The 23787-nt window shown below is 57.1% G+C and carries 18 protein-coding genes and 1 tRNA gene; 3 read left to right on the forward strand and 16 right to left on the reverse strand.

Features of this window, described 5'->3' with window-relative positions:
• Positions 1-153 precede the first annotated feature (153 nt).
• The 14 genes from AC6R19_RS01700 to gltX form a co-directional block, all read right to left on the reverse strand.
• Positions 154-1113, reverse strand: a complete 960-nt coding sequence (locus AC6R19_RS01700; RefSeq protein ID WP_500577747.1) for a sulfotransferase family 2 domain-containing protein — start codon at positions 1111-1113, stop codon at positions 154-156.
• A 135-nt stretch (positions 1114-1248) separates the two neighbouring features.
• The gene (locus AC6R19_RS01705) at positions 1249-2031 is read right to left on the reverse strand and encodes an ATP-grasp domain-containing protein (protein WP_500577748.1); all 783 of its coding nucleotides are present in this window, start codon (positions 2029-2031) and stop codon (positions 1249-1251) included.
• Between the two features lie 289 nt (positions 2032-2320).
• Positions 2321-3178 carry a sulfotransferase gene (locus tag AC6R19_RS01710; RefSeq protein WP_500577749.1) on the reverse strand — a complete coding sequence of 286 codons (858 nt, stop codon included), beginning with the start codon at positions 3176-3178 and terminating at the stop codon, positions 2321-2323.
• A gap of 65 nt (positions 3179-3243) precedes the next feature.
• The gene (locus tag AC6R19_RS01715) at positions 3244-7062 is read right to left on the reverse strand and encodes a glycoside hydrolase family 99-like domain-containing protein (protein ID WP_500577750.1); all 3819 of its coding nucleotides are present in this window, start codon (positions 7060-7062) and stop codon (positions 3244-3246) included.
• Positions 7043-8122 (reverse strand): dTDP-glucose 4,6-dehydratase, encoded by a 1080-nt coding sequence (gene rfbB / locus AC6R19_RS01720; RefSeq protein ID WP_500577751.1) that lies wholly within the window; start codon positions 8120-8122, stop codon positions 7043-7045. The genes AC6R19_RS01715 and rfbB overlap by 20 nt, the downstream gene beginning before the upstream one ends.
• 150 nt (positions 8123-8272) lie before the next feature.
• Positions 8273-9145: a dTDP-4-dehydrorhamnose reductase gene (gene rfbD / locus AC6R19_RS01725; protein WP_500577752.1), complete on the reverse strand. Its 873-nt coding sequence runs from the start codon at positions 9143-9145 to the stop codon at positions 8273-8275.
• A 227-nt stretch (positions 9146-9372) separates the two neighbouring features.
• Positions 9373-9921 (reverse strand): dTDP-4-dehydrorhamnose 3,5-epimerase, encoded by a 549-nt coding sequence (gene rfbC / locus AC6R19_RS01730; RefSeq protein WP_500577753.1) that lies wholly within the window; start codon positions 9919-9921, stop codon positions 9373-9375.
• A gap of 119 nt (positions 9922-10040) precedes the next feature.
• On the reverse strand, positions 10041-10973 hold the full coding sequence (gene rfbA / locus AC6R19_RS01735; RefSeq protein ID WP_500577754.1) for a glucose-1-phosphate thymidylyltransferase RfbA: 933 nt from the start codon (positions 10971-10973) through the stop codon (positions 10041-10043).
• A 245-nt stretch (positions 10974-11218) separates the two neighbouring features.
• Positions 11219-12853 carry a polysaccharide biosynthesis/export family protein gene (locus AC6R19_RS01740; protein WP_500577755.1) on the reverse strand — a complete coding sequence of 545 codons (1635 nt, stop codon included), beginning with the start codon at positions 12851-12853 and terminating at the stop codon, positions 11219-11221.
• A gap of 52 nt (positions 12854-12905) precedes the next feature.
• Positions 12906-14144, reverse strand: coding sequence for a KpsE/RkpR family capsule polysaccharide export protein (locus tag AC6R19_RS01745; protein WP_500577756.1), 1239 nt, complete (start codon positions 14142-14144; stop codon positions 12906-12908).
• Positions 14145-14153: 9 nt separating this feature from the next.
• On the reverse strand, positions 14154-14864 hold the full coding sequence (locus tag AC6R19_RS01750; protein WP_500577757.1) for an ABC transporter ATP-binding protein: 711 nt from the start codon (positions 14862-14864) through the stop codon (positions 14154-14156).
• Complete coding sequence (locus AC6R19_RS01755; protein WP_500577758.1) at positions 14861-15652, reverse strand: ABC transporter permease; 792 nt, start codon at positions 15650-15652, stop codon at positions 14861-14863. Before AC6R19_RS01755 ends, AC6R19_RS01750 begins: the two co-directional genes overlap by 4 nt.
• 466 nt (positions 15653-16118) lie before the next feature.
• Positions 16119-16194: transfer RNA gene (locus AC6R19_RS01760), tRNA-Ala, on the reverse strand.
• Between the two features lie 248 nt (positions 16195-16442).
• Entirely contained in the window at positions 16443-17918 is a 1476-nt protein-coding gene (gene gltX / locus AC6R19_RS01765) for a glutamate--tRNA ligase (RefSeq protein ID WP_500577759.1), read from the reverse strand.
• 304 nt (positions 17919-18222) lie between these two features.
• Between gltX and AC6R19_RS01770 the strand changes: the two genes are divergently transcribed.
• Genes AC6R19_RS01770 through AC6R19_RS01780 form a run of 3 tightly spaced genes read left to right on the forward strand, consistent with a single transcriptional unit; the run spans position 18223 to position 22324 of the window.
• The gene (locus AC6R19_RS01770; protein ID WP_500577760.1) at positions 18223-18771 is read left to right on the forward strand and encodes a hypothetical protein; all 549 of its coding nucleotides are present in this window, start codon (positions 18223-18225) and stop codon (positions 18769-18771) included.
• 42 nt (positions 18772-18813) lie between these two features.
• On the forward strand, positions 18814-21324 hold the full coding sequence (locus AC6R19_RS01775; RefSeq protein ID WP_500577761.1) for a TcfC E-set like domain-containing protein: 2511 nt from the start codon (positions 18814-18816) through the stop codon (positions 21322-21324).
• The gene (locus AC6R19_RS01780) at positions 21308-22324 is read left to right on the forward strand and encodes a hypothetical protein (RefSeq protein ID WP_500577762.1); all 1017 of its coding nucleotides are present in this window, start codon (positions 21308-21310) and stop codon (positions 22322-22324) included. The genes AC6R19_RS01775 and AC6R19_RS01780 overlap by 17 nt, the downstream gene beginning before the upstream one ends.
• A gap of 164 nt (positions 22325-22488) precedes the next feature.
• Here the strand turns inward: AC6R19_RS01780 and AC6R19_RS01785 are convergent, their stop codons facing one another.
• Together AC6R19_RS01785 and AC6R19_RS01790 are read right to left on the reverse strand one after the other, a co-directional pair.
• The gene (locus AC6R19_RS01785) at positions 22489-23169 is read right to left on the reverse strand and encodes a fimbria/pilus periplasmic chaperone (RefSeq protein WP_500577763.1); all 681 of its coding nucleotides are present in this window, start codon (positions 23167-23169) and stop codon (positions 22489-22491) included.
• Between the two features lie 64 nt (positions 23170-23233).
• On the reverse strand, positions 23234-23566 hold the full coding sequence (locus AC6R19_RS01790; RefSeq protein WP_500577764.1) for a hypothetical protein: 333 nt from the start codon (positions 23564-23566) through the stop codon (positions 23234-23236).
• Between the last annotated feature and the right edge of the window lie 221 nt (positions 23567-23787).

Below are 23787 nucleotides of genomic sequence, written 5' to 3' on the forward strand. Positions count from 1 at the left end.
CACCCAGCGATCGCCACCGAAAACCGCCCTCCTCTTCGTCCGTCAAGCGGATATCAACCGCGGGCCTGAGGCGGGAAGCGAGGTCTAAGCGAAACAGAGATTTGAAAAAGTTAACCACAATATCCAGCTTGTATGATTGTTATTATCGGGGTTTCAGGCTTTGGGCTGTATTTTCCACGGCGAACCCACCAGCGGCTGGCCGGTGGAAGCGACCAGGCACTCGACCGTGTCGCCCGCCTTCAACTTGGATATATCAAGGGAAAAGCCCACAAAGCCGCCGCGAGCGATACCCATGGCGCGCAGTCCTGGGCGGTCATCTTTAGCAACGGTCTCGTCGATCACCTCACCGCCCACACGGGCCCGAATCACAACCGGATCATCTGCCTGGTCTGCCATCGCCCAGCCATACAGGCGGCCCTTATCCACATGCATAAGAGTGCCAGTGACAAAGTCCTGTTGTGCTTCGGCCAACTTTAGCCGCCAATCAAACTGCGTGCTGATGGCTTTATATAGCCCGATATCGTCAGCATTCAGGCGGCGCAACTCGTCTGCATGATCATGCTCGATTTCATAGGCCTCCTCAAGATCGTTTCGGCCGCGGTTTTCCCGGTAATTGGGGATATCCAGCGCATACTTACGGTTCAACAGGGACAGGGATTGTACATACCTCTCCGTCAAACCGATAAAGCCTATTGCAGCCCAGGGCAGCTGGCCCAGCATACGCTGCTGCCGGTTGATATTGTGCGGCGCGCGGTAGAATTCTTCGAACGGCTTCCTGTATCCGTAGTGCCTCACCATATGGTTGTACTCGGAGACAAGTCGCTGTAGTGGTTCACGTACGAAACTAATCATCCGGCCGACACCAAACAGCGGTGCGTAGGCTGCCGCTTGGAAGTGACCGGTAAGGAATTGGTACCCCTCATTCTCAAATGCTTTTTTGAATTTCCACTTATCCCCCCCCCCGGATATCCACTGCTTGACAATCTCACTGGTTTCAGGAGATTTGGGACCGTAATCCCGACATACGTACTTCCGCCCGAAGAAGGAATCTGCCCCGCTTCGGAAGCTGGTGCCGGCGGTTTTGGGAATATGCACAAAAATAAAAGGATTCACTACAACATCCAATCCTAAAAAAATTTAAGGTCCAATCGATCCGAAGAAGATCCTTATTACCCAGCCCTCCCTTGCCGCATTCCGCATGAATCCTTTGCACTCACCAGAGAGTGGAAACTCCAGCTCACGAAAGTTCTAACCCTTAAGCGGTGATAAAGAATTTACTGCTTTCGCAAATGAATCTACGGCCTCGAAAACACTTTGCATCATGGACCCGCCAACCCGGGCATTCAGCTCGATAACTCTCAATTCTCCGTTGCTAACCTTGAAGTTAAAGCAGCCAAAGCCTCGATACCTCAATTTTACCAAAATTGATTTCAGTTCTTCAGAGAAGGCGCAATCGTAGCTCCACACCTGATCTGATGCAGGCTCACCCTTGCCTTTCACAAAGAAATCATAGTCATATACATACTTAACTTCTTTCAGGAATACAAATTTACCTCCATCAAAAATAAAATGAAGTGCATACTCCTCTCTTCCATGAACATAATCTTGCTTAAAGAAATCAGCAGAATTCAATTTATCTCTGAAATTTTTTTCTTCTCTTCGGGAACTTATGATATAAGTTGAATTTCCAAATTCGCCTCTATTTCCTTTCAAAATATAGGGGTAATCACCGACGGAAGAGCCAGTCTTTGGTAAAAAATGTCCAAAACCGTTCTCGGAAAGAAAACGATTGAACTTGATCTTATTCTCTGCCAAATCAACCACATGCGGATGTGGAAACAATCCCTTATTCGAAATCTCTGAAAATCTCCCTGCCGCGACAACATCCCCTATACTGATAGGAAATAACAAATCAACGCCGGCCATTGCTGAATGGCTAAAGCCTGAGAACACAGGAGAATATTCCGTCCCATTTAGCTGGCTATCGATATAAGACCTCCAATCACTCCTATTAGAAAACAGCACTCTCATCCCTAAGTACTCATCATGTATTTATCAAAAAATCTAAATTGAATACTCTAACTTACAGTAGCACAAATGACTCTTCCGAAAATTGACTTCCAATTCTTTATCATCCCGATGCAACCCAAATTTGCACCCATCGCCAATGTGATCTTTTACAGAATTTAGTAAATTTTTTTAAAAATATCATCCATACACTAAAAGTTAGATAATTCAAAAGTTTTAAGTCACACCAAAGCAATCATAACAACCTCAAACTCTCCTGAAACACATCGAGTCTCGGTATACACTAAACACTCTATTTCAATTTATAATCAAACAGCTCAAGCGCATCTGCCATCTCCTCATCAAACATTCGAACGATATCACTCGGGAGTTCACGTTTCCATTTATCCTGAGAATCCTGAATGTTATTACTTGTCATATGAAAACTATATTTGTCGCTATCTGCGATCACTTTCTCACTATTTAAGCGAACCCCTAGAAAATCACCTAACTGTGTGGCAATTTCCGACAAATCGGAAACCAAGTCTTCAAACCTAATTACAACTATATTCTTATAACCGGCCCTATATTTACTGACTTCGTTTAGATAATTTCTTCTGCTATCAATCATCCGTCGCGCAAAGGAATGCAATGTGTCACTCTCCAGCCATCCAAAACCATTGAAGCCCCTTTTCTTATTAAAAGAAATAATTGATGCCAATTCACCCCGAGGGTCACGCGTCACAAAAATATTATTCACTGAGGGGAGATTCTTGTTGATAAAAGGCGCAATATCTAGGGCGACTTTCTCAGCGTAAAATTTATACTGATGCGAACTTGCCTCATGAACCTCTTGACTAAACTGGTTCCATACGGCGTTCAGCATTCTCTTCTGGAAACACTCTTTGTCTAGTATACCCTCAATCTCATACGGCAATGGACCCATCATGTTTTGGCTAGCATCCAGAACATCACTATCATTATATGAAAAACCCTTCTCGCCTTTGTAGTCTTTTAAAGGCTGTTTAGCAAGTCTTGAAAAATAGGTTAAAAATCGAGACTCGAAAGGATAATCATTTGGAACAAAAACCTCTTCAGAGGTTTTCAATAATTGCATAAGAAGAGTAGTTCCTGTACGACCGAAGGCTCTAACCAGTACTGGAGACAACATAAAATTTCCTCAATTTAAGGTATCGCTCCGCTTATCTCTAGAGCAATCCCACAACTTCAATATACTTAATTTTGCAACAGACCCAAATGTTCTTTAACAGCTTGCAAATTTTTACTTGCAAGAAAGTCAACCTCTTTTTCAACAGGGACTTTGCTTTTAACAAATTTCTGCAATCTTTGAATTTCTTTATAGTGTTTTTCTGCCTTAAGGGAATGCGTAACGCTCCCCTGATGCCTGCGATGTGTATTCAAGCTCTTCGCGCAATATTTAACCGCAGCCTCTTCTCTTGCCAGCAGATCAGTGTACAGGAACCAATCACCCGCTACCGAGTATTCATAGAGAGCATTACCAGTTCTGTCCAGGGAATCGCACAGACTTTCAGTTTTGAATACCACACTGCTTACGTTCAAAATGACATTCTTGACCGCCAGGTACTCCGCCAGAAACTCCCTTCCATCCATACGGAAGCTATTGGTAAAGGCTGCTTCACCGAATTCTTTGAAGTAGTAACTGTAGCTCTCCGCCAGCAACTTGCCGTCCTGATCGACCTGGATGGAATCGCAATAGGCCAAGTCGAAATCGTCTCCCGCCACCAGCTCGCTGATAAAGTCGGGCGCTGCCAGGTCGTCCGCCTCGGCAATCCACAGCAATTCCCCTTTGGCAAGCCGTGCGCCTTTGTCCCACTGGCGGAAAACGGAACCGGAGTTATTCTCGTTGACGATCAGTTCGATATTCCTCTGGTGGAGCTCTGCTGTCGCCTCGATCATGGATACGCTGTTGTCGCTGGACTTATCGTCCAGGACTATGACCTCATAGACCGGATAGTGCTGGGCGAATATCGTCTCCAGCCGGGGGCCTATATGGTCTTCATAGTTGTAGTTGGGGACCACTACCGAAACACGGCGCAGCTCCGGCATCAGCAGCTCCACAAGGCTGAAGACATAGTCCTTCCAGTCGAAAGTGCCCAGTGCCCAAGCGCTGCGCACTGAACGGCGCGCTTCGCTGTCCTTCGCGATTTCCCGATCGATCGCCTCGACCATGGTATTTACATCGCCCATGGGCACCAGGGCGCCATTGGCCTCGTCGTCCAGCAGCTCCACAAAGCCGCCGCCCCCCTGGAAGCCCACGACCGGTGTGCCGAGGGCCAGGGATTCCAGCACTACGGACGGGAAGGGATCTTCCCGGGAGGTCATGGCAAATACATCCGCCCCCTGCAGGTAGAGGGAAATCTCGCTGGTGAAAGGCACTATGTGGAGATGGGATTCCAGCTTGCTGCCGGCCACATCCCTGAGTATCCAGTTTTCCAGGCCGGGCTCCACATTGCCCAGCCAGACAAAGTGGTAGTCGGGATTGCTTGCTATGGCGACACGCGCGGCGCTGACAAAGAGATCGAATCCCTTGCGCAGGTCGGCAAATCCGGCGTTGACCACTATCCTTGCACTGCCCGGGACTTTCAGCTTCTTGCGCAGGGCCTTGCGGCTGTCGTCAGTGGGCTCCAGCTTCTGGTAGATGCCCTGGGGCTTGACCACGGCCTTGACACCAATGGGGCCGACGATGCGCTCAAACGAGTCCCTGACGAATGACGATGCAAATACCACCGAGGCAGCTTTTTCTGCGATCGCTTTTGCCCTGTCCTCGAGCGCGTACTCCTTGATCAGGGTTTCCAGTTCGTGGACCAGGGATATCACCTTCAGTCCTTTGTCGGCCAGAACCTCTGCACACTGGCCGGTAACGGTGGTGTTGCAGATTGCGTGGGCGACCGCATTTCTTCCCGTTATCTCCTTGACGATATTGCTGAATATGGCGATATCGCCGTGGGCTACATGGGTTTTGCCGACCCTCTGGTAGTCCCCGACCAGGGGGCCGCCATCGAGGAGCACAAGCTCCACGTCTATGCCAAAATCCTGAACCAGGGTCTTGAATATACTGAGCGTCAGCAGTTGCGCGCCGTGCCGGTAGGCATCGTGCCCCACCAGCAGCAGTTTTGTCTTGCCCTCCTGGCGGGTCAACCCATGTACCGCCCGGTAGGTGGCGTTCAGGTAGGCACTTCCCCAGTAGACGTCCGGCTCCAGGTGCGCGCCTTCGGCCCACTCGTTCCAGGCATTGATCACAACGAATGACTCGTCACCGGCAATCGGGTTCGCCTCGGCATAGTTCACCATGCTCGCCAGCCAGCGTTCGTACTTGGCCGGTGTCGAGTCGATAAAGCCCATACCGCGGCCCGGTTTTCTGGCCTCGTTGTCCCAGCTGGGAGTAACGGCGCGGATCAGGTCATAATCCGGCTTCTCAACCTGCAGGCTGCGCTCTACCAGTTCATCGTACAGCGGATAATGGCCGGTAAATCCGGGGTCAAGCAGGCCCTGCTGCTGCGCCTTGGAGTCCAGCCCTTCGGCCAGTTTGTGGGGCGGAAACTCGACGGCGCCGTCCATGCCGAACACTGTGGGATCGTTGTCCCCGAACGCCTGCGCCATAAAGAACAGCGGCGTTTCACTGAGCAGTTCTTCGCACAGCTTCCGCCACTTTTCGATTCTATTCATGGCATCCGGAATTATGCCCGGGCGATAGATAAAGAACAGCGGCCGACCGTCGACCCGAATGTAACGGGGATCGGCAAAGTGCCGCCCAAGGTCCCGGATAAAGGCGACATCGTCCTCCTCCCGGTAGTCCTGGGCGATGAGGACGTCGTTCTCCAGGCCGTCCCAGGTTCTGGTCCAGTTTTCATTGGCCCACAGAATGCAGAATGGCAGGTCGATTTCCGGGCTGTCCATCAGCATATTGACGGGACTATCCATCAGGCGCTTGCCATTGAACCAGTAGTGGTAAAAGCAGAAGCCGTGCAGGCCGGCGGCCTGTGCCAGTTCGGCCTGCGCCTTGAGGGTGTCCTTCAAACGCAGGTCGTAGTATCCCAAGTCCCGAGGCAGGTGTGGCTGGTAGTGCCCTTTAAACCTGGGTAGCCCCCGGGTTACATTGGTCCATTCGGTAAAGCCCTCGCCCCACCATTCACTGTTTTCCTTGAACGGATGGAACTGCGGCAGGTAATAGGCCAGTGCCTTGACTTTCGTTGCCTTATTGGACTTGCCCTTGTACTGGAAGTCTTCATAGCCTTCTCCAGACTCCCGAAACCGTACTATTTCAGCCAACAGATCGCGGCTTTCTCCCTGTGCTGTTTCGGCGTCATGTACCGGGCTTATCGGCAATCCCTGCGCCTTGCCCGTTGTCAGGTAGTGTTGAAAAGGTGCGGTCGACAGATTGTTATCCGATTTGTACTTCGCGATATCGAAGAACCGTGAAGGGTTCCGCCCCTCATTAACGCCCTGGAACAGGAAATGAAGGTAGGGATCCAAACCGGACTCCGCCACGTCCGGATTGGCAGTCAGGTAATATTCGGCGCTGAACTCCGGCAAGGGGTCCAGCTTCTCCCCGACAACATGTGCATAGAAATAGTTTAGAGCCAGGCCATCAAATGGCTGACTGATCTGTCGACGAAGGTACTCGATATCAATATAGGATGACGGGTTACGTCCCTCATTTTCACCGTAGAGAATGTAGTGGATCAGCGGATTCAATCCCGCGTTTTTCACATCGGCGTAAGTTTCAAGATACCAGTTTACGTCGAACAGGTAAGAGGGGTTCCTGCCCTCTCTGAAGCCGTGGTAATAGAAGTGGATCAGTGGATTTTCTCCACTCGCGGCCACATCCGGATTGCTCTCTTTATACCAATCTTCATGGAAAAGCCCAGACTCGTGAATCAGTCTGATATTTCCAGAGTCCGGAGAAGTTTTCCTTTTGCGTCCCAGCATAAATAAATCTTTCATTTTCCGCACATTTAAAATCATTAATAACTTAGTTTGGCAGTAATCAGCGCTACTTCTGGTAGCTACCATCGAGGACGGATTGCCACCAGCCCTCATTGTCCAGGTACCAGCGCACCGTCTTGCGGATACCGGTTTTAAAACTCTCTACCGGTTGATACCCCAAATCCTCGTTCGACTTAGTTGGGTCAATGGCGTAACGACGGTCGTGTCCCGCGCGGTCGGTGACAAAAGTGATAAGCTCCTGGGCGAGGCCCTGCCGCACCCTTCTGGCATTCGGGAACCTCTCCGCCAGCGTTGAATCACCCGTGAACTCACCGTTCATCAGTTCGCAGATCAGCCTGACGATATCGATATTGGCCCACTCGTTGATACCGCCGATGTTGTAGCACTCACCCAGGCGGCCCTTCCTGATCACCAGGTCGATGCCGCGAGCGTGGTCCTCCACGTAGAGCCAGTCGCGGATCTGCTGGCCGTCGCCGTAGATCGGCAGCGGCTTGTCCTGCAGGATGTTGGTGATCACCAGCGGGATCAGCTTCTCCGGGAAGTGGTAGGGGCCGTAGTTGTTGGAGCAGTTGCTGGTGGTGACCTTCAGCCCGTAGGTGTGGTGGTAGGCGCGCACAAGGTGGTCGGACGCGGCCTTGCTCGCCGAATAGGGGCTGTTGGGGGCGTAGGGGGTGGTCTCGCTGAAGGCGGGATCATTGGGGCCCAGGGTGCCGTAGACCTCGTCGGTAGAGACGTGGTGGAAGCGGTGACCTTCCTTGTTCAGGCCTTCATCCAGCCAGATCTTCTTGGCGGCTTTGAGCAGGCTGTGGGTGCCGATGATATTGGTTTCTATAAAGGCATCCGGGCCGCTGATGGATCTGTCCACGTGGCTCTCGGCGGCGAAGTGCACCAGGGTGTCTATGCGGTGCTCCTTGAGCAGGGTTTCCACCAGTTGGGTGTCGCAGATGTTGCCGTGGCAGAAGTGGAAGTTCGGGTTCTGCGCTACGGGTTCCAAATTGGCTTTATTGCCGGCGTAGGTGAGGGCGTCCAGGACGACGACCTTGTCTTGGGGGTAGGTTTTCATCCAGTAGTGGACGAAGTTTGCGCCTATGAAGCCGGCGCCGCCGGTTACCAGTAGATTACTCATTTTCTTTAATGCGGTTTCTTTCTGATTTGTTGATTGACTCAAAGTCTTTCTGGTTCACAGGGTTAGCATTTGGCCTGCGGTGGTTTTTTCCGGTTTTGATCGCGGCCATGGGCCGCTGCTACACCCTATGGGCGAACACAAGGTTCGCCCCTACAGGGCGGCTTTTTCCTGTAGGGCTTGGCGCAGTGCCTGGCGCCAGTGTGGTAGTTCTATTCCCAATTCTTCTACCAGGCGGGTTTTGTCCAGGACGCTGTAGGCTGGTCTTGCTGCCGGGGTTGGGTAGTCGGCGGTTGCTATTGGTTTGATCTGCACATTTTTCTCAGCAGGGATCAGGCCCGCATCCTTGCCCTCTTCGTAGATGGCTACGGCGAAGTCGTACCAGCTGGCGGTGCCGGCGTCGGTGCAGTGGTAGATGCCGCTTGCTTCGGGTTTGTTGACCAGGGCGTAGATGGCTTCGGCCAGGGTTTGGGTGCTGGTCGGGGTGCCTATCTGGTCGGCGACTACGCCCAGCTGGTCGCGCTCGTTCATCAGGCGCAGCATGGTGTTCGTGAAGTTGGCGCCGTGGGCGCTGTAGACCCAGGCGGTGCGCAATATCACTGCTTCGGGCAACAGGGACTGGACTTCAGCCTCGCCTGCCGCCTTGCTTTCGCCGTATACGCCGAGGGGGCGGACTGCATCCTGCGGCTTGTAGGGGGTGGAGCTCTGACCATCGAATACGAAGTCGGTGGAGACATGGATCAGGCGTATGCCGAACTCCTTGCAGGCGGCAGCCAGGTTTTCAGGGCCGGTGGCGTTTACCGCGTAGGCCTGTTCCTTTTCCGATTCGGCTTTGTCTACGGCGGTGTAGGCGGCGGCGTTGATGACGGCTGCCGGCTTTTGTCCGGCGATGGCTTGCATGACCTGGGTGCGGTCGGTGATGTCCAGGTCTTGGCGGTCCAGGGCTAGCAGTTCGATGTTGGCCGGTTTGCGTTTTTGCAGTTCCCGGGCCAGTTGGCCGTTTTTGCCGGTTAGTAGGATTTTCATGGTTTTGTTATGTCAAATTCGGTCGTGCTAATGGTTGCGCGTTTTGGTTGTCGGCGGCTTCTATCGCGGCCATGGACCGCTCCCGGCCGGACCGCTCCTACACCCTCTTCCCGGTCCCTCTCCCGAAAGCGGGAGAGGGGAGGAAAGCGGCTTCACCGCTTTTACGAAGCTGAGGCTCCGTGATTCGCCTGCAGGCAGGCTCCTACATGTGGTGCGCGCGGCACACCCTATGGGAAGGTGACGGCGTCTTTCAGGAACCGTCCTTCGGCGTCTTTGGCGGAGAGTTTGGGAGCTTCGCCGTTTACCAGGGGCCAATCGATGGCGAGTTCCGGGTCGTCCCAGCGCAGTGAGTGTTCGTGTTCCGGGGCGTAGTAGTCGGTGCATTTGTAGACGAACTCGGCTTCGTCACTGGTGACGTAGAAGCCGTGGGCGAAGCCTTCGGGGACCCAGAGCTGGCGTTTGTTTTCTGCAGACAGGAGGACGCCTACCCACTGGCCGAAGGTGGGGGAGCTTTTGCGGATATCCACGGCTACGTCGAAGACTTCGCCCTTTGTTATCCGTACCAGTTTTCCCTGGGTTTGCTGGGTCTGGTAATGCAGGCCGCGCAGGATGCCCTGGGTGGATTTGCTGTGGTTGTCCTGCACGAAGACTCTTTCCGCGCACTCTTTGCTGAAGAGGTCCTGGCGGAAGGACTCGAAGAAGAAACCGCGGTCGTCACCGAAGACTTTGGGTTCCAGGATTTTTACGTCGGGGATGGTGGTTGCTGTTACTTTCATACTTCTGTGCGTTCGATTTGTTTTGTCGGGCGAACACAAGGCTCGCCCCTACAGTTCTATTGCGGTGTTTGTCCTTCCCCTTTTCCCTCTCCCACAAGCGGGAGAGGGGCGATTTTGGGTTAGAGCGCGGTGGCGAAGCGTTGCTGGTTGAAGGGTGAGCTTTCACCGGTTTCCAACAGTAGTTGCAGTAGGTATTCGCCGTAACCGCTCTTCAGCAGCGGGTGGGCCTGCTTTTCCAGCTGTTCGGCGGTGATAAAGCCCTTGCGGTAGGCCACTTCTTCCGGACAGGCGATTTTCAGGCCCTGCCGGCGCTCGATGGTCTGCACGAAGTGGGCGGCTTCCAGCAGGTTGTCGTGGGTACCCGTGTCCAGCCAGGCGCTGCCGCGGCCCATCAGTTCCACGTTGAGCCGGCCGCGCTCCAGGTAGATCCGGTTGATATCGGTGATTTCCAGCTCGCCGCGGGGGCTGGGCTTGATTTCCCGAGCCAGGTCGCACACCTGGTTGTCGTAGAAGTAGAGGCCGGTGACCGCAAAATTGGACTTGGGCTGTGCCGGTTTCTCCTCCAGGCTTACTGCCTTGCCTTCCCTGTCGAATTCCACCACGCCGTAGGCGCGCGGGTCGGCGACGCGGTAGCCGAAAACGGTAGCACCCTCTTCGCGGGCGTCGGCCTGCTGCAGTACCTGGCTAAAGTGCTGGGCGTAGAAGATGTTGTCGCCGAGTACCAGGGCGCTGCCATTGTTGCCCACGTGCTCGCGGCCGATAAGGAACGCCTGCGCCAGGCCATCCGGGCTCGGCTGTATCGCGTAGCTGATATTGATGCCCCATTGGGAACCGTCCTCCAGCAGGCGCTGGTAGAGGCACTGCTCCTCCGGCGTGGTGATGATCAGTATGTCGCGGATACCCGCCAGCATCAGCGTGGTGAGCGGGTAGTAGATCATCGGCTTGTCGTACACCGCCATCAGCTGTTTGCTGACGCCTTTGGTGAGCGGGTACAGGCGTGTGCCGGAGCCGCCGGCGAGAATGATACCCTTTCTGGTTGAAGATCCCTTCATAACAATTTTCCCCTGGTAACGCTCCATGCATTTAAACTGCCCTGTACGGTTCCGCATTTTCCGGCATCACCCTCCCCAGGGTGTGTTGCCTTTGCCGGAAAAGGCGGGAACCGCTCGGGCTTCCCCATTTTTGGGCGGCTAGTGGCATCCGCTGCCGTTCAGTCGCCCTTACCCCTGTTCGCCTGCAAGCAGGCTCCTACATGATGGGCACGCTTCGCTTTGCCCATCCTACGGAAATCCCTACCTCAGAAAGACAATACGGCAGCAGTCCCCACTGCAATACGGTAGAGAATTTCTGTTACGTCTTTGGTGACCTGCAGTTCGCTGGACTGGATTTCAGGCATCACCATGATTTCATCGCCCGGGCGCAGTACACCCTTCAGGCGGTTATCGAACTTGCTGTCTTCTATGCGGCTGATGGTGCCGTCCAGGTGCAGGATGACCAGTTCGTCCTGGTTGGCGTTGTTGGCGAAGCCACCGGCCATTTCTATGTAGTCCTCGAGCGTGTGGCGCTCGTTGAATACCAGCGAGGTGGGGAAGATGACTTCGCCCACCACGGAGACGGTGGAGGTTTTCAGCGGCACCACCAGTTCGTCACCGTCTTCCAGCAGCATGCTGCTGGCATTGGGGTTGTTGGCCAGCACCACCTGGCCGCGGGGCTGGGCCTTGCGTGCCTGGGCGATAAATTTCTGGATCATGGCCGCGTTTTCAGACTGGGCGCCCTTTTCCAGTTCGGTATTCGGCTGGCGGGTGAGGACTTCCATCTGCAGGGCATCCAGGGAGCGCTCCAGGGCGGCGCGCTGCTTTTCCGCCACGCTCTTGCGGTACAGCTGCACCGCGGACCGGTCGGCGTTGTCGCGGTAGCTCAGTTGCGACAGCAGGTCTTCGAGGGTGGCGCCGTAGGGCAGGACATAGGTGGCTGGGCCGTCCAGTTCGCCGGTGACTTTTACCGAGATGGACTGGATGTCGTTGTCGCGGACCAGTTCCACACGGGCGCCGGGATACAGCGGTGTGGTCAGGGCATCCTCCAGCGGCAGGTAGTTGGCCTGCTGCCGGTCGTCAATGACCTGGGTGATGCGGGCAAAGTTGGCCTGGGGGTCCGGCTTTGCCACCAGCAGCATTTCCCCGAGCTGGGTGTAGGGGCCGATAAACTCGATCTGGGCTTCCTGTTGTACCGCGCCCTCTACGGTGACGGAGCCGTTGCGCGGGCCTACGACAATGGCATCGCCGTTGCGCAATTGCAGCGCGGGCATGGTTCCCTCTACCAGGAAGTTGTAGAGGTTGACCTTCTGCACCAGCTGATCGCCGCGGAGCACTTTCACATCGATAAAGCTGCCGCTGTCGCGGTTAACACCGCCGGCACTGTCCAGGTAATAAAGGATGGAGTCGGATGAAAAACCGTTATACAGCCCCGGGTTGTTGACGTAGCCGGTGACAAACACCTTGACCGGCTGGCTGGCCTCCAGGTTGGCGTAGGCATTGACGTTGTTCTTGAAGACGCGCTTTACGTGGCGCAGCACGAAGTTGTTGAGTTCCCCGTTCTCCACCCCGGCAACGTGCACCGGGCCCACTTCGGGCACGAAGATATTGCCCTGGGGGTCCACCGGCAGGGTGGCGCTGAAGCTGTAGGCGCCCCACAGCTGCAGGTTGATCTGGTCGCCCACGGTGATGCGGTAGCTGGGGTTGAAACCGCTGAAGGGCTGGTCCTTGAAAGCGCCCCGGAACAGGGACTGGCCGAATACCGGTACGCCGGATTGCGGGATCTCCGTCTGCTCTTCTTTATCCAGCAGCTGGGTTTCCAGGGCCTGGGTTGCCGGTGCTGCAAGCACTGTCAGCAGGGCCAGCCATCCCCCGAAGGTTTTTAGTTTTTTTGCGGACATCAGTGTCGGTCTGTTAATTCGTAATTGTTTGTTTTGTTCCGGGCCGCGTCTGTCAAATTCTGTGGTCGCGGATGCTGGATGCCAGCATTTTCCCGATGCCGTAGATCAGCAGCAGGATCACCGCCAGGCTGGCCAGGTTATACAGCTTACGCGGGTACTCTGCCTCCTCCGCCAGGGAGGGTTGACTGACTACCATCAGGTGCTTGAGCCTGCCGGAGGCCTCCATACGCGCGGTTTCCAGTGCCGTGAGCGATGCGGCGTAGGCGTCTGTGGCGAACTGCAAGTCCAGCTCCAGGTTCTGGAAGTGGGCGCTGAGGCTATTGAGGCGCTGTCCACCCTTTGCGTCTGAGACGCCTACAAGGCGCTCTTTTTCCGCGGCTATCTGGTTTTCCAGTGCGTCGATTTCCGCCTGCATGGAGATGATCTGGGACGAGCCAGGGTTCAAATAGGTCTTGGCGGCGGTGAGTTTGGCACGCTGCTCGGCCAGCTTGGCTTCCAGCCCCTGGATGATGCCGCTGATGCCCTTGGTAAGTTCTTCCGGGCTGACCACCTTATTGCGGTTCTGGAAGTCGAGGATTTCCTGCTTGGTACTGCGCAGCTTGGTCTGCGCCAGTTCCAGTTCGCTGCGCACGAAGGCCACCTGCTTGTCCGCCAGTTGGTTGCTGATGGCGTTGACGAAATCCTCGGATTTCTGCGTGACCGTTTCGATCAGCTTGCGCGCAAACTCCGGCTCGAAGGCCTGCATTTCAATGGTGATGATGCCGGTCGTCTCGTCATGCGCCACGCCGATATGCTCGCGGTAGTACTCCAGGTAGTCCTCTTGGGTGGCATCGGACGCAAGGCGCGAGAAGACATCGTAGCGGTCGCTCTTGTAGTAGTCGGAGAGCTGCAGTGTTTCGTCCAGGTACAGGGCCATGTCCAGGGACTGGATGTAATTGACCACCAGGAAGGCGTCCTGGTTGTCCGCGCCCATGCCCGGCACCAGGAAGCCGATAGTGGACGACATACCCTGGTTGGAGCTGTTGTCCTTGACGATCAGTTGGGTTTGGCTGACATAGCGATCCGATACCCAGAACAGATAGTAGGCGCTCACCAGCAGCAGCGGCAGGCCGACGCACAGCGCCAGGCCGCGCCAACGACGCAAGCCGGTATTCACGGTACCCGGCTCCGCGTGTGGTTCGTTGGCGGCGAAGTTGGCCATCATGCCCTTAACTGCATCGGACGCTTTTTTCAGCGCGCCGCTGTCAGTCTTCGGCTTTTGCTCTTTTGCGAGCAAATTATTCGTTTCCATTTCCACTGCTTATGCGTTGAGCGGCTGTGCCGCTCGATTCTGTTGTTGCACCTGCGGCTTCGGCAGCCCCTGCTGGTACAGCTCTATAGCTTCGTCGACGGTATCGAAGATCTGCAGCCCCTCCGGCCCCAGGTAAATTCCGACATCACAATTCTTTTTCAGTTGCGGCATGGCGTGGGCAACAATAATAAAGTTGGCCGTCTTGCGTTTCTCGGCGATAACCTGTTCACACTTGTGCCTGAAATGCGCGTCCCCCACTGACATCACCTCGTCCACCAGGTAGCAGTCGAAGTCCACTGCAATACTCAGGCCAAAGGCAAGGCGGGAGCGCATACCGGAGGAATAGGTCTTCACCGGGGCGTCGAAGTAGTCGCCGATTTCAGCGAATTCCTGCACCCTGTCGAGCACCCGGCGGCGACTCTCGCCCCAGATGCCGTGAATACCGCAGATAAAGGCACAGTTTTCTTGCCCCGTCATACTGCCCTGGAATCCGCTGGCCAGCCCCATGGGCCAGGAGATGCGCTCGTTGGTAATTACCTGCCCGTAATCCGGGTAGTCGATACCGCCCATGATGCGCAACAGGGTGGACTTGCCGGCGCCGTTGCGACCGAGAATGCCGATATTCTTCCCCTCCGGAAAAACAGCGTTCACATCCCTGAACAGCACCTTGCGGCCGTGGGGTGTACGGAAGGACTTGGTGAGGTTGCGCAGCTCGATCATTGGCTCCGCACCAGGTCGCGCCATTGGCTGCGGTAGACGAGCAGGCCGAAGCCCAGCATGGCCAGCGAGCAGAAGGCGAAATAAGGCAAATTGGCAAACATACCGTGGTAGCTGGCGAAGAGCCCCTCCCGGGTCAGCTCCACGACATGCAGGATGGGGTTCCAGGCCAGGTAGGGATGGTACTGCTCGGGCACCTGCTCCAGGGAGAAGAAGACCCCGGACATAAAGTACAGCGGGCGCTGGATCATCGGACCGAACTTGGCCGCCTCCGGGTATTTCACACCGGCCACGCACAGGGCCAGGCTCAGGCCCAGGCAGAAACACAGGTAGAGCAGGTTCACCGCCACCAACAGCAGGAAGTCGTTGAACTCGGCCGATACGCCGAACCAGGCCAAGATCCCCAGCAGGACCACCATGCTAAACAGGTAGATGGCGAACTCCAACAGCACCCGGGCCACCACCGCATCGAAGGGGCGCAACTGGCGGTAGTTGAACAGGCCGCGGTTGGACTCCACCGCCGCCAGGGATTTGCTAAAGCTGTGGGAGAAAAACAGGAAGGGGGCTATGCCCGCGAGCATGAACAGCATGGTCGGGATGCCGGGGTAGAACTCGCGCCCCATGAAACTGAACACAGCAGCCAGCAGCATGATATGCATGGCCGGCTCCAGCAGCACCCAGGCATAGCCCAGCTTCCACTTTCCGAAGCGGGTTTTCATCTCGCGTACCAACAACGCGTGAATCACGTCGCGCTGGATTTGCCAGGCTGTGCGTTGAACAGTCGGACCCATGTCGAATCTATTTGTGCTTTATCGATTGCGCGCGGTTTCCCCTGGTGTGCCGCGCCCATTGACAGATGGCTTGGGTTAGACTGAAAGCGCCCCCTAAATTCCCCAAAACCGCAGCAATTACTGCGCAAAGTGCGGGCGGATCTTGCCTATTTTTGTGAACTGCGTCAACGTTTTAGCCTGATCATTTGATGACAGATCACAGATCTCAAGTGCCGCCAATTGGACGCCCTTAACCCTGCAATCGTACCTAAAATCCCAAACCTGATCATGCCCGACGTCATTACACACTATTACACGACACGAGGACCAGGCCCGAAACTCGACAGAACCTGCAAAACCTAAACCAGATTCGCGCCATCCGAAAAAACGAAATCAGATCCGCGCCAGGCATGCTGCACCATGCCGGCGAGGACTTGCGGAAGCAAAAAAAAGGCCGCGCCCAGATGGGCACGGCCTCTTAAGAAATTGGTGGAGCCTAGCGGGATCGAACCGCTGACCTCAACACTGCCAGTGTTGCGCTCTCCCAGCTGAGCTAAGGCCCCGAATTGGGTTGCTTTCCGTCGAAAGCGGGGCGCATTTTAACAGCGCGCCGGCGGCTGTCAACAAGAAAAACAACTTTTTAATCAATTAGTTAGCGACCGGGGCGTCGGGGTTGGTTCACGGGCCTTGCGGCCCGGGCGCAGCCGGGGCTGCGCTGGGCGAACACAAGGTTCGCCCCTACGGATCAGGCCTTTCGCAGGCACGGAGTCCACCCTGTAGGGGCGAACCTTGTGTTCGCCCGCACCCGGGATCAGGCCAGGGCCGCGTACTCCTTCTCCCAGCGCTTCAGCACCTTCTTGCCGGCGCCGCCGAGGACTTCCACCGCCTGGCGCAGGCGGGCGCGACTGAGATCCGGGCCCAGCAGGACCATGGCGTCCATGACCGAGAAGGACGCCGTGGTTCCACTGATGGCGACGAACAGGGGGGCATTGAAGTCCTTCAGCTTGATGTCCATGGCCGTGGCCAGGGCCTTGACCGCCTGGAAGATGCTGTCCCTGTCCCAGCTGCGCAGGGCCTCGAGGCGCCAGAGGGCGAATTGCAGCAGCTTCTTCTGGTCTTCCAGCTCCAGCTTGTTGCCGGCGAAGCTGGCCTCGGTCAGTCCCAGGCTACCGGCGGCGAGGAAGCTGACCAGGGGGGCGAAGTCGCCGAAGGTCTCCATGCGCTCCTTGGCGTGGGGCAGGACCTTGAGCAGATTGTCGCGATTGAGCAGCCACTCCTGCAGGCGGTCGGCCAGCTGTTCGTTCTCCAGTTCGCGGATCCAGAGGCCGTTCAGCCAGGACAGCTTCTCCACGTCGAACACCGGGCCGCCGAGGGAGACGCGGTGGATGTCGAAGTGCTCCAGCATCTCGTCCAGGGAGAACTTCTCCCGCTCGTCGGGCATGGACCAGCCCATGCGGCCCAGGTAGTTCAGCAGCGCCTCGGGCATAAAGCCGGCGCGCTGGTAATAAAGGATGGACGTGGGGTTCTTGCGCTTGGACAGTTTGGTCTTGTCCGGGTTGCGCAGCAGCGGCAGGTGGCAGAGTACCGGCATCTCCCAGCCGAAGTATTCGTACAGCAGCTTGTGCTTGGGCGCCGAGTTGATCCACTCCTCGCCGCGCAGCACGTGGGTGATCTCCATCAGGTGGTCGTCCACCACGTTGGCCAGGTGGTAGGTGGGCATGCCGTCGGACTTGAGCAGAATCTGCGCGTCCACCTGGCCCCAGTCGATCTCGATGGGGCCGCGCAGCAGGTCGTCCACCACACAGCTGCCCTCTTCCGGCACCTTCATGCGCACCACATAGGGCTCACCGGCCGCGCGGCGGCGCTCGAACTCGTCCTCCGGCAGGGCCAGGTCGCTGGGCTTCAGCGCGGTGCGGCCGGCCTCGCGCAGCTGTTCCCGCAGCTGCTCCAGTTCCTCGGCGGTGCGGTAGCAGTGGAAGGCGTGCCCCTTTTCCACCAGTTCGTCGCAGTACTGCTTATAGATGTGGCCGCGCTCGCTCTGGCGGTAGGGGCCGTGGGGGCCGCCCACGTCCGGTCCCTCCTGCCAGTCCAGGCCCAGCCAGCGCAGGCTGTCGAGGATAGCCTTCTCCGATTCGGGGGTGCTGCGGCTCCGGTCGGTGTCCTCGATCCGCAGCACAAACTGGCCGCCCTGGGCGCGTGCGAAGCACTGGTTGAACAGGGCGATATAGGCGGTGCCCACATGGGGATCGCCGGTGGGGGAAGGTGCGATTCGGGTTCTTACGGTCATGACAAGCCTGGTTGGATTGATCTGGATCAGGTTTGATCGGTTTGAGGTGCGGGATTATAGCGCTGGCGGTGTTCCGGGCACAGGGATAACCCACAATCTGACTTTTGCGCAAAACATCCCCAACCTGCATAAAATGACAAAAGAATTCCCACAAAAAACGTGACACATGTCTCGAAAACCGTATCATTGGCGCAAATAGTGTGAAAAGCCTTGACAGGGTTAACAAGACCAATCTAGCGGGCTTTTTGACTATAAAATCGCCATCGCAAATAAAAAACTACTTTTGGTCCCAGGAAGGTTCGCAATGAAAAAAACTGTACTTCGCGCGCTGGTAACAGCCACAGCGCTGGCTACCTCTGTATCCACCTTTGCCGCTTCCGACGGCACCGTCGACAGCAGCAGCTCCACCGGTACTAGCGATATTACTCTCACCGTGGGCAACCTGATCGTTGCGCGCATGTTCGACGACATCAACCTCACCACCGATGGCGCCACTGTCGGTAGCGACCTCACGGCCACCGAGGAGATCTGTGTGGGCGGTATCGGTTTTACCCAGTACGCGGTACAACTGGATAGTTCCAACGGTGGAGCCGGCACCGGCACCTATACACTGGACAACGGCAGCGAAGCCATCAGCTACCAGGTCGAGTTTGACGATGACGCGGCGGCAGGCACTGGCACCGCTCCCGGCGCCACAGGCGCTGTTCCCGCCAGTTTCACCAACCTGGGTAACCTGAGCTGCGGCAGTGAGAACGCGCGTATATTTATCACTATCCCGACCGGCACCTGGGAAGCCATTTCGACGACTGCCAACTTTACCGATACCCTGACTGTTACCGTTTCCGGTAGCTAAGCTCGTATCGCGGGCGGGGGTTTCACTCCCGTCCACCTCCCTATGAAACGCGCAATAGCGGCAACCCTGCTGACGCTGTGCTGCTGCGCCCCTAATTCTTACGGCGCCGCGGCTTCGGCGGCCTTTACGTTGGATACGGCAGCGCCGGACGGCTTTGCCGATCTCACCGAACCCCAGCAACTGGTGGCCGACCTCTACTATGGCAACCGCCTGATCGGCGCGACCATGGTCGAAGTCGACCCGCATACCCTGCGTTTCCTGGATCCCAATGCGGCGCTGGAACTGCTGCCGACCACGCTGGATCCAGAGGCAGTTTACGCACTGTTACAGCAGCCCTTTCCGCGCAATTCCGACCGGGTGTGCTTCTCGCGCCAGCAGCGCAACTGCGGCTTTATCACACCGGATACCTTCGGGCTTATCTACGACGACAGCCGCTATCGCATTGACCTGTTTTTCGCACCCGAGCTGCTGCCGCAGAAAGCTGCGATCGACGATCCCTATTTGCCAGAGGCCAGTTCAGGCTTCTCTTTTGTGCAGAACCTCACCGGCACCTGGTCCGGTGTTCATTCAAGCGATGCACCGGATAGCGAGAGCGCCTCTCTGTTTGGCCAGTCGATTTTGAGCTTTGGCGAAAGCGGCCTGCACAGCCAGTGGTCGGTCACGGACGGCGGCAACAGCCAAGTCAGCCAGTTGCACTGGACGAGGGACTACCGGGGGCGCGCCTATTCGGCGGGGCTTATCCAGCCCTGGGGCGGTTTTTCCGGTTTTGTACCCTCACCCTACCTGTATGGCTTCGAGTACCGGAGCTCGAATAACAGCCGCACGGACAACCGCTACAGCCAGGGCGCGCCACTGGAAATCAATATGCCGGTGCGCGGCCGTGTGGAAATCCACAAGAACGGCCGCCTGATCCACAGCGAGCTGCTCGAGGCGGGCAACCAGTTGCTGGATACCTCCAGCCTGCCCGGTGGTGCCTATGAGGTGGAAATCAAAAGCTTCGATGAGAGCGGCCGGCCACTGGCCCAATACACGGAGTTTTTCGCCAAGGACTCGCTGCTGCCCCCGCCCGGCGAGTGGCGCTGGGCGATTCAGGCGGGCCAGCCGGCTCTGCTGACCCGGCAAGAACTGTTGCCCGAAAGGCGCAACAACTATTTTGTCCAGGCGGGTGTCGCGCGGCGGCTATTTGATACTACCGGCCTGTTTGCCAATGTGGCCGCTGCGGACAATGCGCATGTCCTGGAGCTGGGTGGGCGCTGGATCAGCGAGTACCTGGAGCTTTCTCCCAGCCTGGTTCATTCCGGCGACGGCCGCAGCGGCCACCGCCTGTTCGCCTCGCTGCATACTCCACTGTTCAACCTGAGCGCGTCGGAAACCCGCCTGGACAACAGCGGGGAACCGATTGATTACAACGAATTCTCATTGCTGGGGCGCGGCTTCCGCCAGCGCAGTGTGAACCTCAGCAGTAACCTGCTTGGCGGGCGCCTGTCCCTGCGCCACTCACAGCGGGACCGCAATCTTTATTTTGAATCCTCCGAATTCACCCTGGATACGGAATTCAGCGGCGCTGACACACTCACCACCCTCGAGTATCGCCGCGACTTTTTCCGCAACCGCCACTGGCACGGGGAAATGACCCTCTCGCACAGCGATGCCGATGGCGAGCAGCTGACCAGCGCCACCTTTAACTTCCGCTTCCACGGAGATCATTGGGATCACACCGCCAGTGTGCGCACCGACAGCGGCCGCGACGACGGTCAGAATACCCGGCTTGGATTCCGCTCCGGCTGGCGCGACGCCGATCTCTGGGCCGCGGAGGTCGACCAGCAGTTCTCCGGGGAAACGACGGCAGAAGACTACTACCTGGGCAGCCACACCCGGGTTGCCGGCCGCCGGGGCTACCTCAGTTCGACCCTGGACTACCGCAACCGCAGCGCCGATGACCAGAGTTCCCTCAACTACCTGGGCAGCTTCAGTACCAACCTGATGAGCACGGACGACGCCTTCGCCTGGGGCGGCGAGCGCTCGCTGACCAGCGCCGTGCTGGTGGATATTGCCGGCAGCGAAAACGAGGAATTTGAAATTCTGGTCAATGGCGTGCGCCGCGGCTACGCCAGGGGCGGCGACCGCTCCCTCATCAGCCTGCCCGCCTTCCAGAGTTACGATATCCAACTGCGTCCGCTGGCGGCCGGTTTTTACGACTACCGGGAGGTTCGGGAAAGAGTCACGCTTTATCCCGGCAACGTAACCACTACCCAGTACGAGATACAGCAGGTCATTCTGGTGATCGGCCGTATCGTGCGCGGCGAACAGCCGGTTCCTGGGGCAAAAATCTCCATCGGTGAATACTCGGCGGTCACCGATGAGTTCGGTATTTTCCAGATGGAGATGCACGCCGCCCCCCAAACCCGAAGTGCGCCCGCTGTCAGGTGGGGCAATTGCCTGGTCGATATTGCGGAACAGGCCTCCGGGGAGGACTGGTTGAACCTGGGAGACATCAATTTAGCGGCGGCGCGCTGCGAAGGGGACATGCTCGCCCATGCAGCTGATCAGTAGTGGTATCCGGCAAGTGATAAGGGGAGTCATCACATGTATTGTTCTGGCGGCGGCCTGGCCGATGCTCGCCGATGCGCACCATAACAACACCAATGAGCTGAATATCAGCGGCGTCGATCCGATTTCCCTCATCAGTTGGAACGGCAGCGGCGGCCTGACCGGCGAAGATGACTACTGTGTCGTATCCTACGAGGTTGTCCACCACGGCCGCCGCAGCGGCACCTATCGGCGAGACTATGATGTCGCCGCCTATCACAACGGCTATGTCGACGGCGACGGCGATTTCGCGCTGGAAAACGCGTCCGGCGACCAGCTGAAAGTCTCCTTGAGCTGGCGGGGCAATGCCACCGGGGGCAATTTCGTGACCCTGCTGCCCAATGAGACCAGCGGTGATGTGACGGGCCTGCAGAGCGGCGCCCTCGATTGCACCGAGGCCAATGCCCTCGCCACCATCCGCATCGATATCTCGGCCACGACCCTGGCCTCGGCCTCAGCCGGCACCTACAGCGGCACCTTCATGATCGATGCCTGGCAAGTTGACGGCGATGGCGATCGCTATCCGTCGTCGGGGCCGATCTACCAATCGTTTTCCGTCACCCTTCCGGAACTGGTCCAGATCACCAACCTGGACGACATAGATCTGGGCAGTTTCGACGGCGTCAACGATCTTGCCAACGGCGACGATATCTGCATCTTCCGCAACGGCTTCGGCAACTTCCGCATCAAGGCCAGCGGCGGCCCCGGCGATGGCGATGCCTTCCTGGTGTCGAACGGCGCCGGGCAGATCCCCTATCAGGTGGCGTTCCAGGGCGATGGCATGGCGAGCTTCGTCTCACTGACGGAAGGCGAGTGGCTGGCGGGATCGAACGGCCATGGCAGCCAAAATTGCAGCGGCGGCACCAATGCGTCGATTGAAGTGACCGCATTAGCCAGCGATATGGAGACCGCGGCGCCTGGCACTTACACCGGAACCCTCTATCTGACCGTAGAACCCGATTAAGGAGGGGCCTATGACAGGCTTTTCAGATGGGCGAGCCGCGTTCCCGACCGCCCCCCTACAGAGTACTTTCGTCATTCCGGCGCAGGCCGGAATCCAAGTGCCCCTGAACTGGATACCGGCCTGCGCCGGTATGACGAGCCAATAGTTGAACTGAAACAGAGTATCTACAGCAGGGGCAACTGCAGCTTTTCGGTTTCCCTTCCCCGCGCCAGCAGCACCAGTTTGCCGCCAACGACATCCTCGCCAATGGACATACTGGCACCGGAGTAGAGACGCCCGGTCATTTCCAGCGGGCGGCAGCCGGCCTCACTCTGGCAGTGCTGTACATCGGAAATCTCAACATTGATATTGCCGGTGTTTTTCAGCACCCACCGGCCATTCTGTTCTTCCACTTGCAGCTTGTAGCTGCCGTCTTTAGGCTGGACAAAAATCAGCGCCTGGTAGGCCACGAGGATCTTCAGCGCCGAGCGATCACTCTTGATTTTCCCCACCACCGGCTTGAACGTCACCCGGTAGACCTTTTCCCGCTCCAGGTTCCGCTCCAGCGACATCAGGCGAAAGCGCTTCTGCTCTCCGGTGGCCAGCACCGCCTTGGAGGGGCTGACCAGCAGCTTGAACTCCTTCGGGTCCACCACCCGTACGCGCTCCTCATTGGGTAGACCCGGATTGTCGACCCGGTAGATCTCCGTCTGTACGTATAGCGTTTCCCTGTCCGGGTTGGTCACGACGATATCGTCGCGGGCGTTGGGGGCGTCATCCAGGTAGACGATGATCTTGTCCAGGGACATGGCGGCCAGCGCGGGCTGGGCCAGCAACAACAAGAGTGCAGTGATGATTCTCTTCATGGCGTACGGGACGGCTTTACGTTAAAAGCCACATTCTATCCGCGCCGCCAGAGGGGGGAAACCGCTACTCCGCCACGATAAGGATCATCTTGCCGTCCCCGGATGTGGATACCGGGACACAGTAGTTACCGGCTTGGCCCGGCAGCCGCTTTTCGGTCGCGACCTGCTCCCCGATTTCCCGGACGGACAGGTAGTAGCTGCGCGCGGGGATGCGGCTGAGGCACAGCCGGATGGTAGCGGCGTCATCGGTCTGGTACAGCTGCGCCCTGGAGGAGATGCGGAGGGTGATACGCGCGGAGGCGGAGACACTGACAATGCTCTCGGCACCGCCGGTGGCGATCGGCAGTGCAGCCCCCAGGCAAACCAGCGCACCGGCTGCAAACTTCCCATACCTCATGGCGCAGGCTCCCTGTTTATCCCCCGGCTGCCAATCCGCTGGCTGCTATCCTATCCAGTCTAGACTGCCCGACCGGGTTTAATTGGCCGCCGGGAACAATAGGCGCATGAAGTCTCAAGCGCGACAGTTGCCGCTCGGGGAATGAGTCCATAATCCCGCACCAATAAATGCATGTAAGAAAACTATCGGCAGGCCGTGGGCGGACTTGAGGGCATGGGAAA

Source organism: Microbulbifer sp. SE14 (assembly GCF_059834885.1).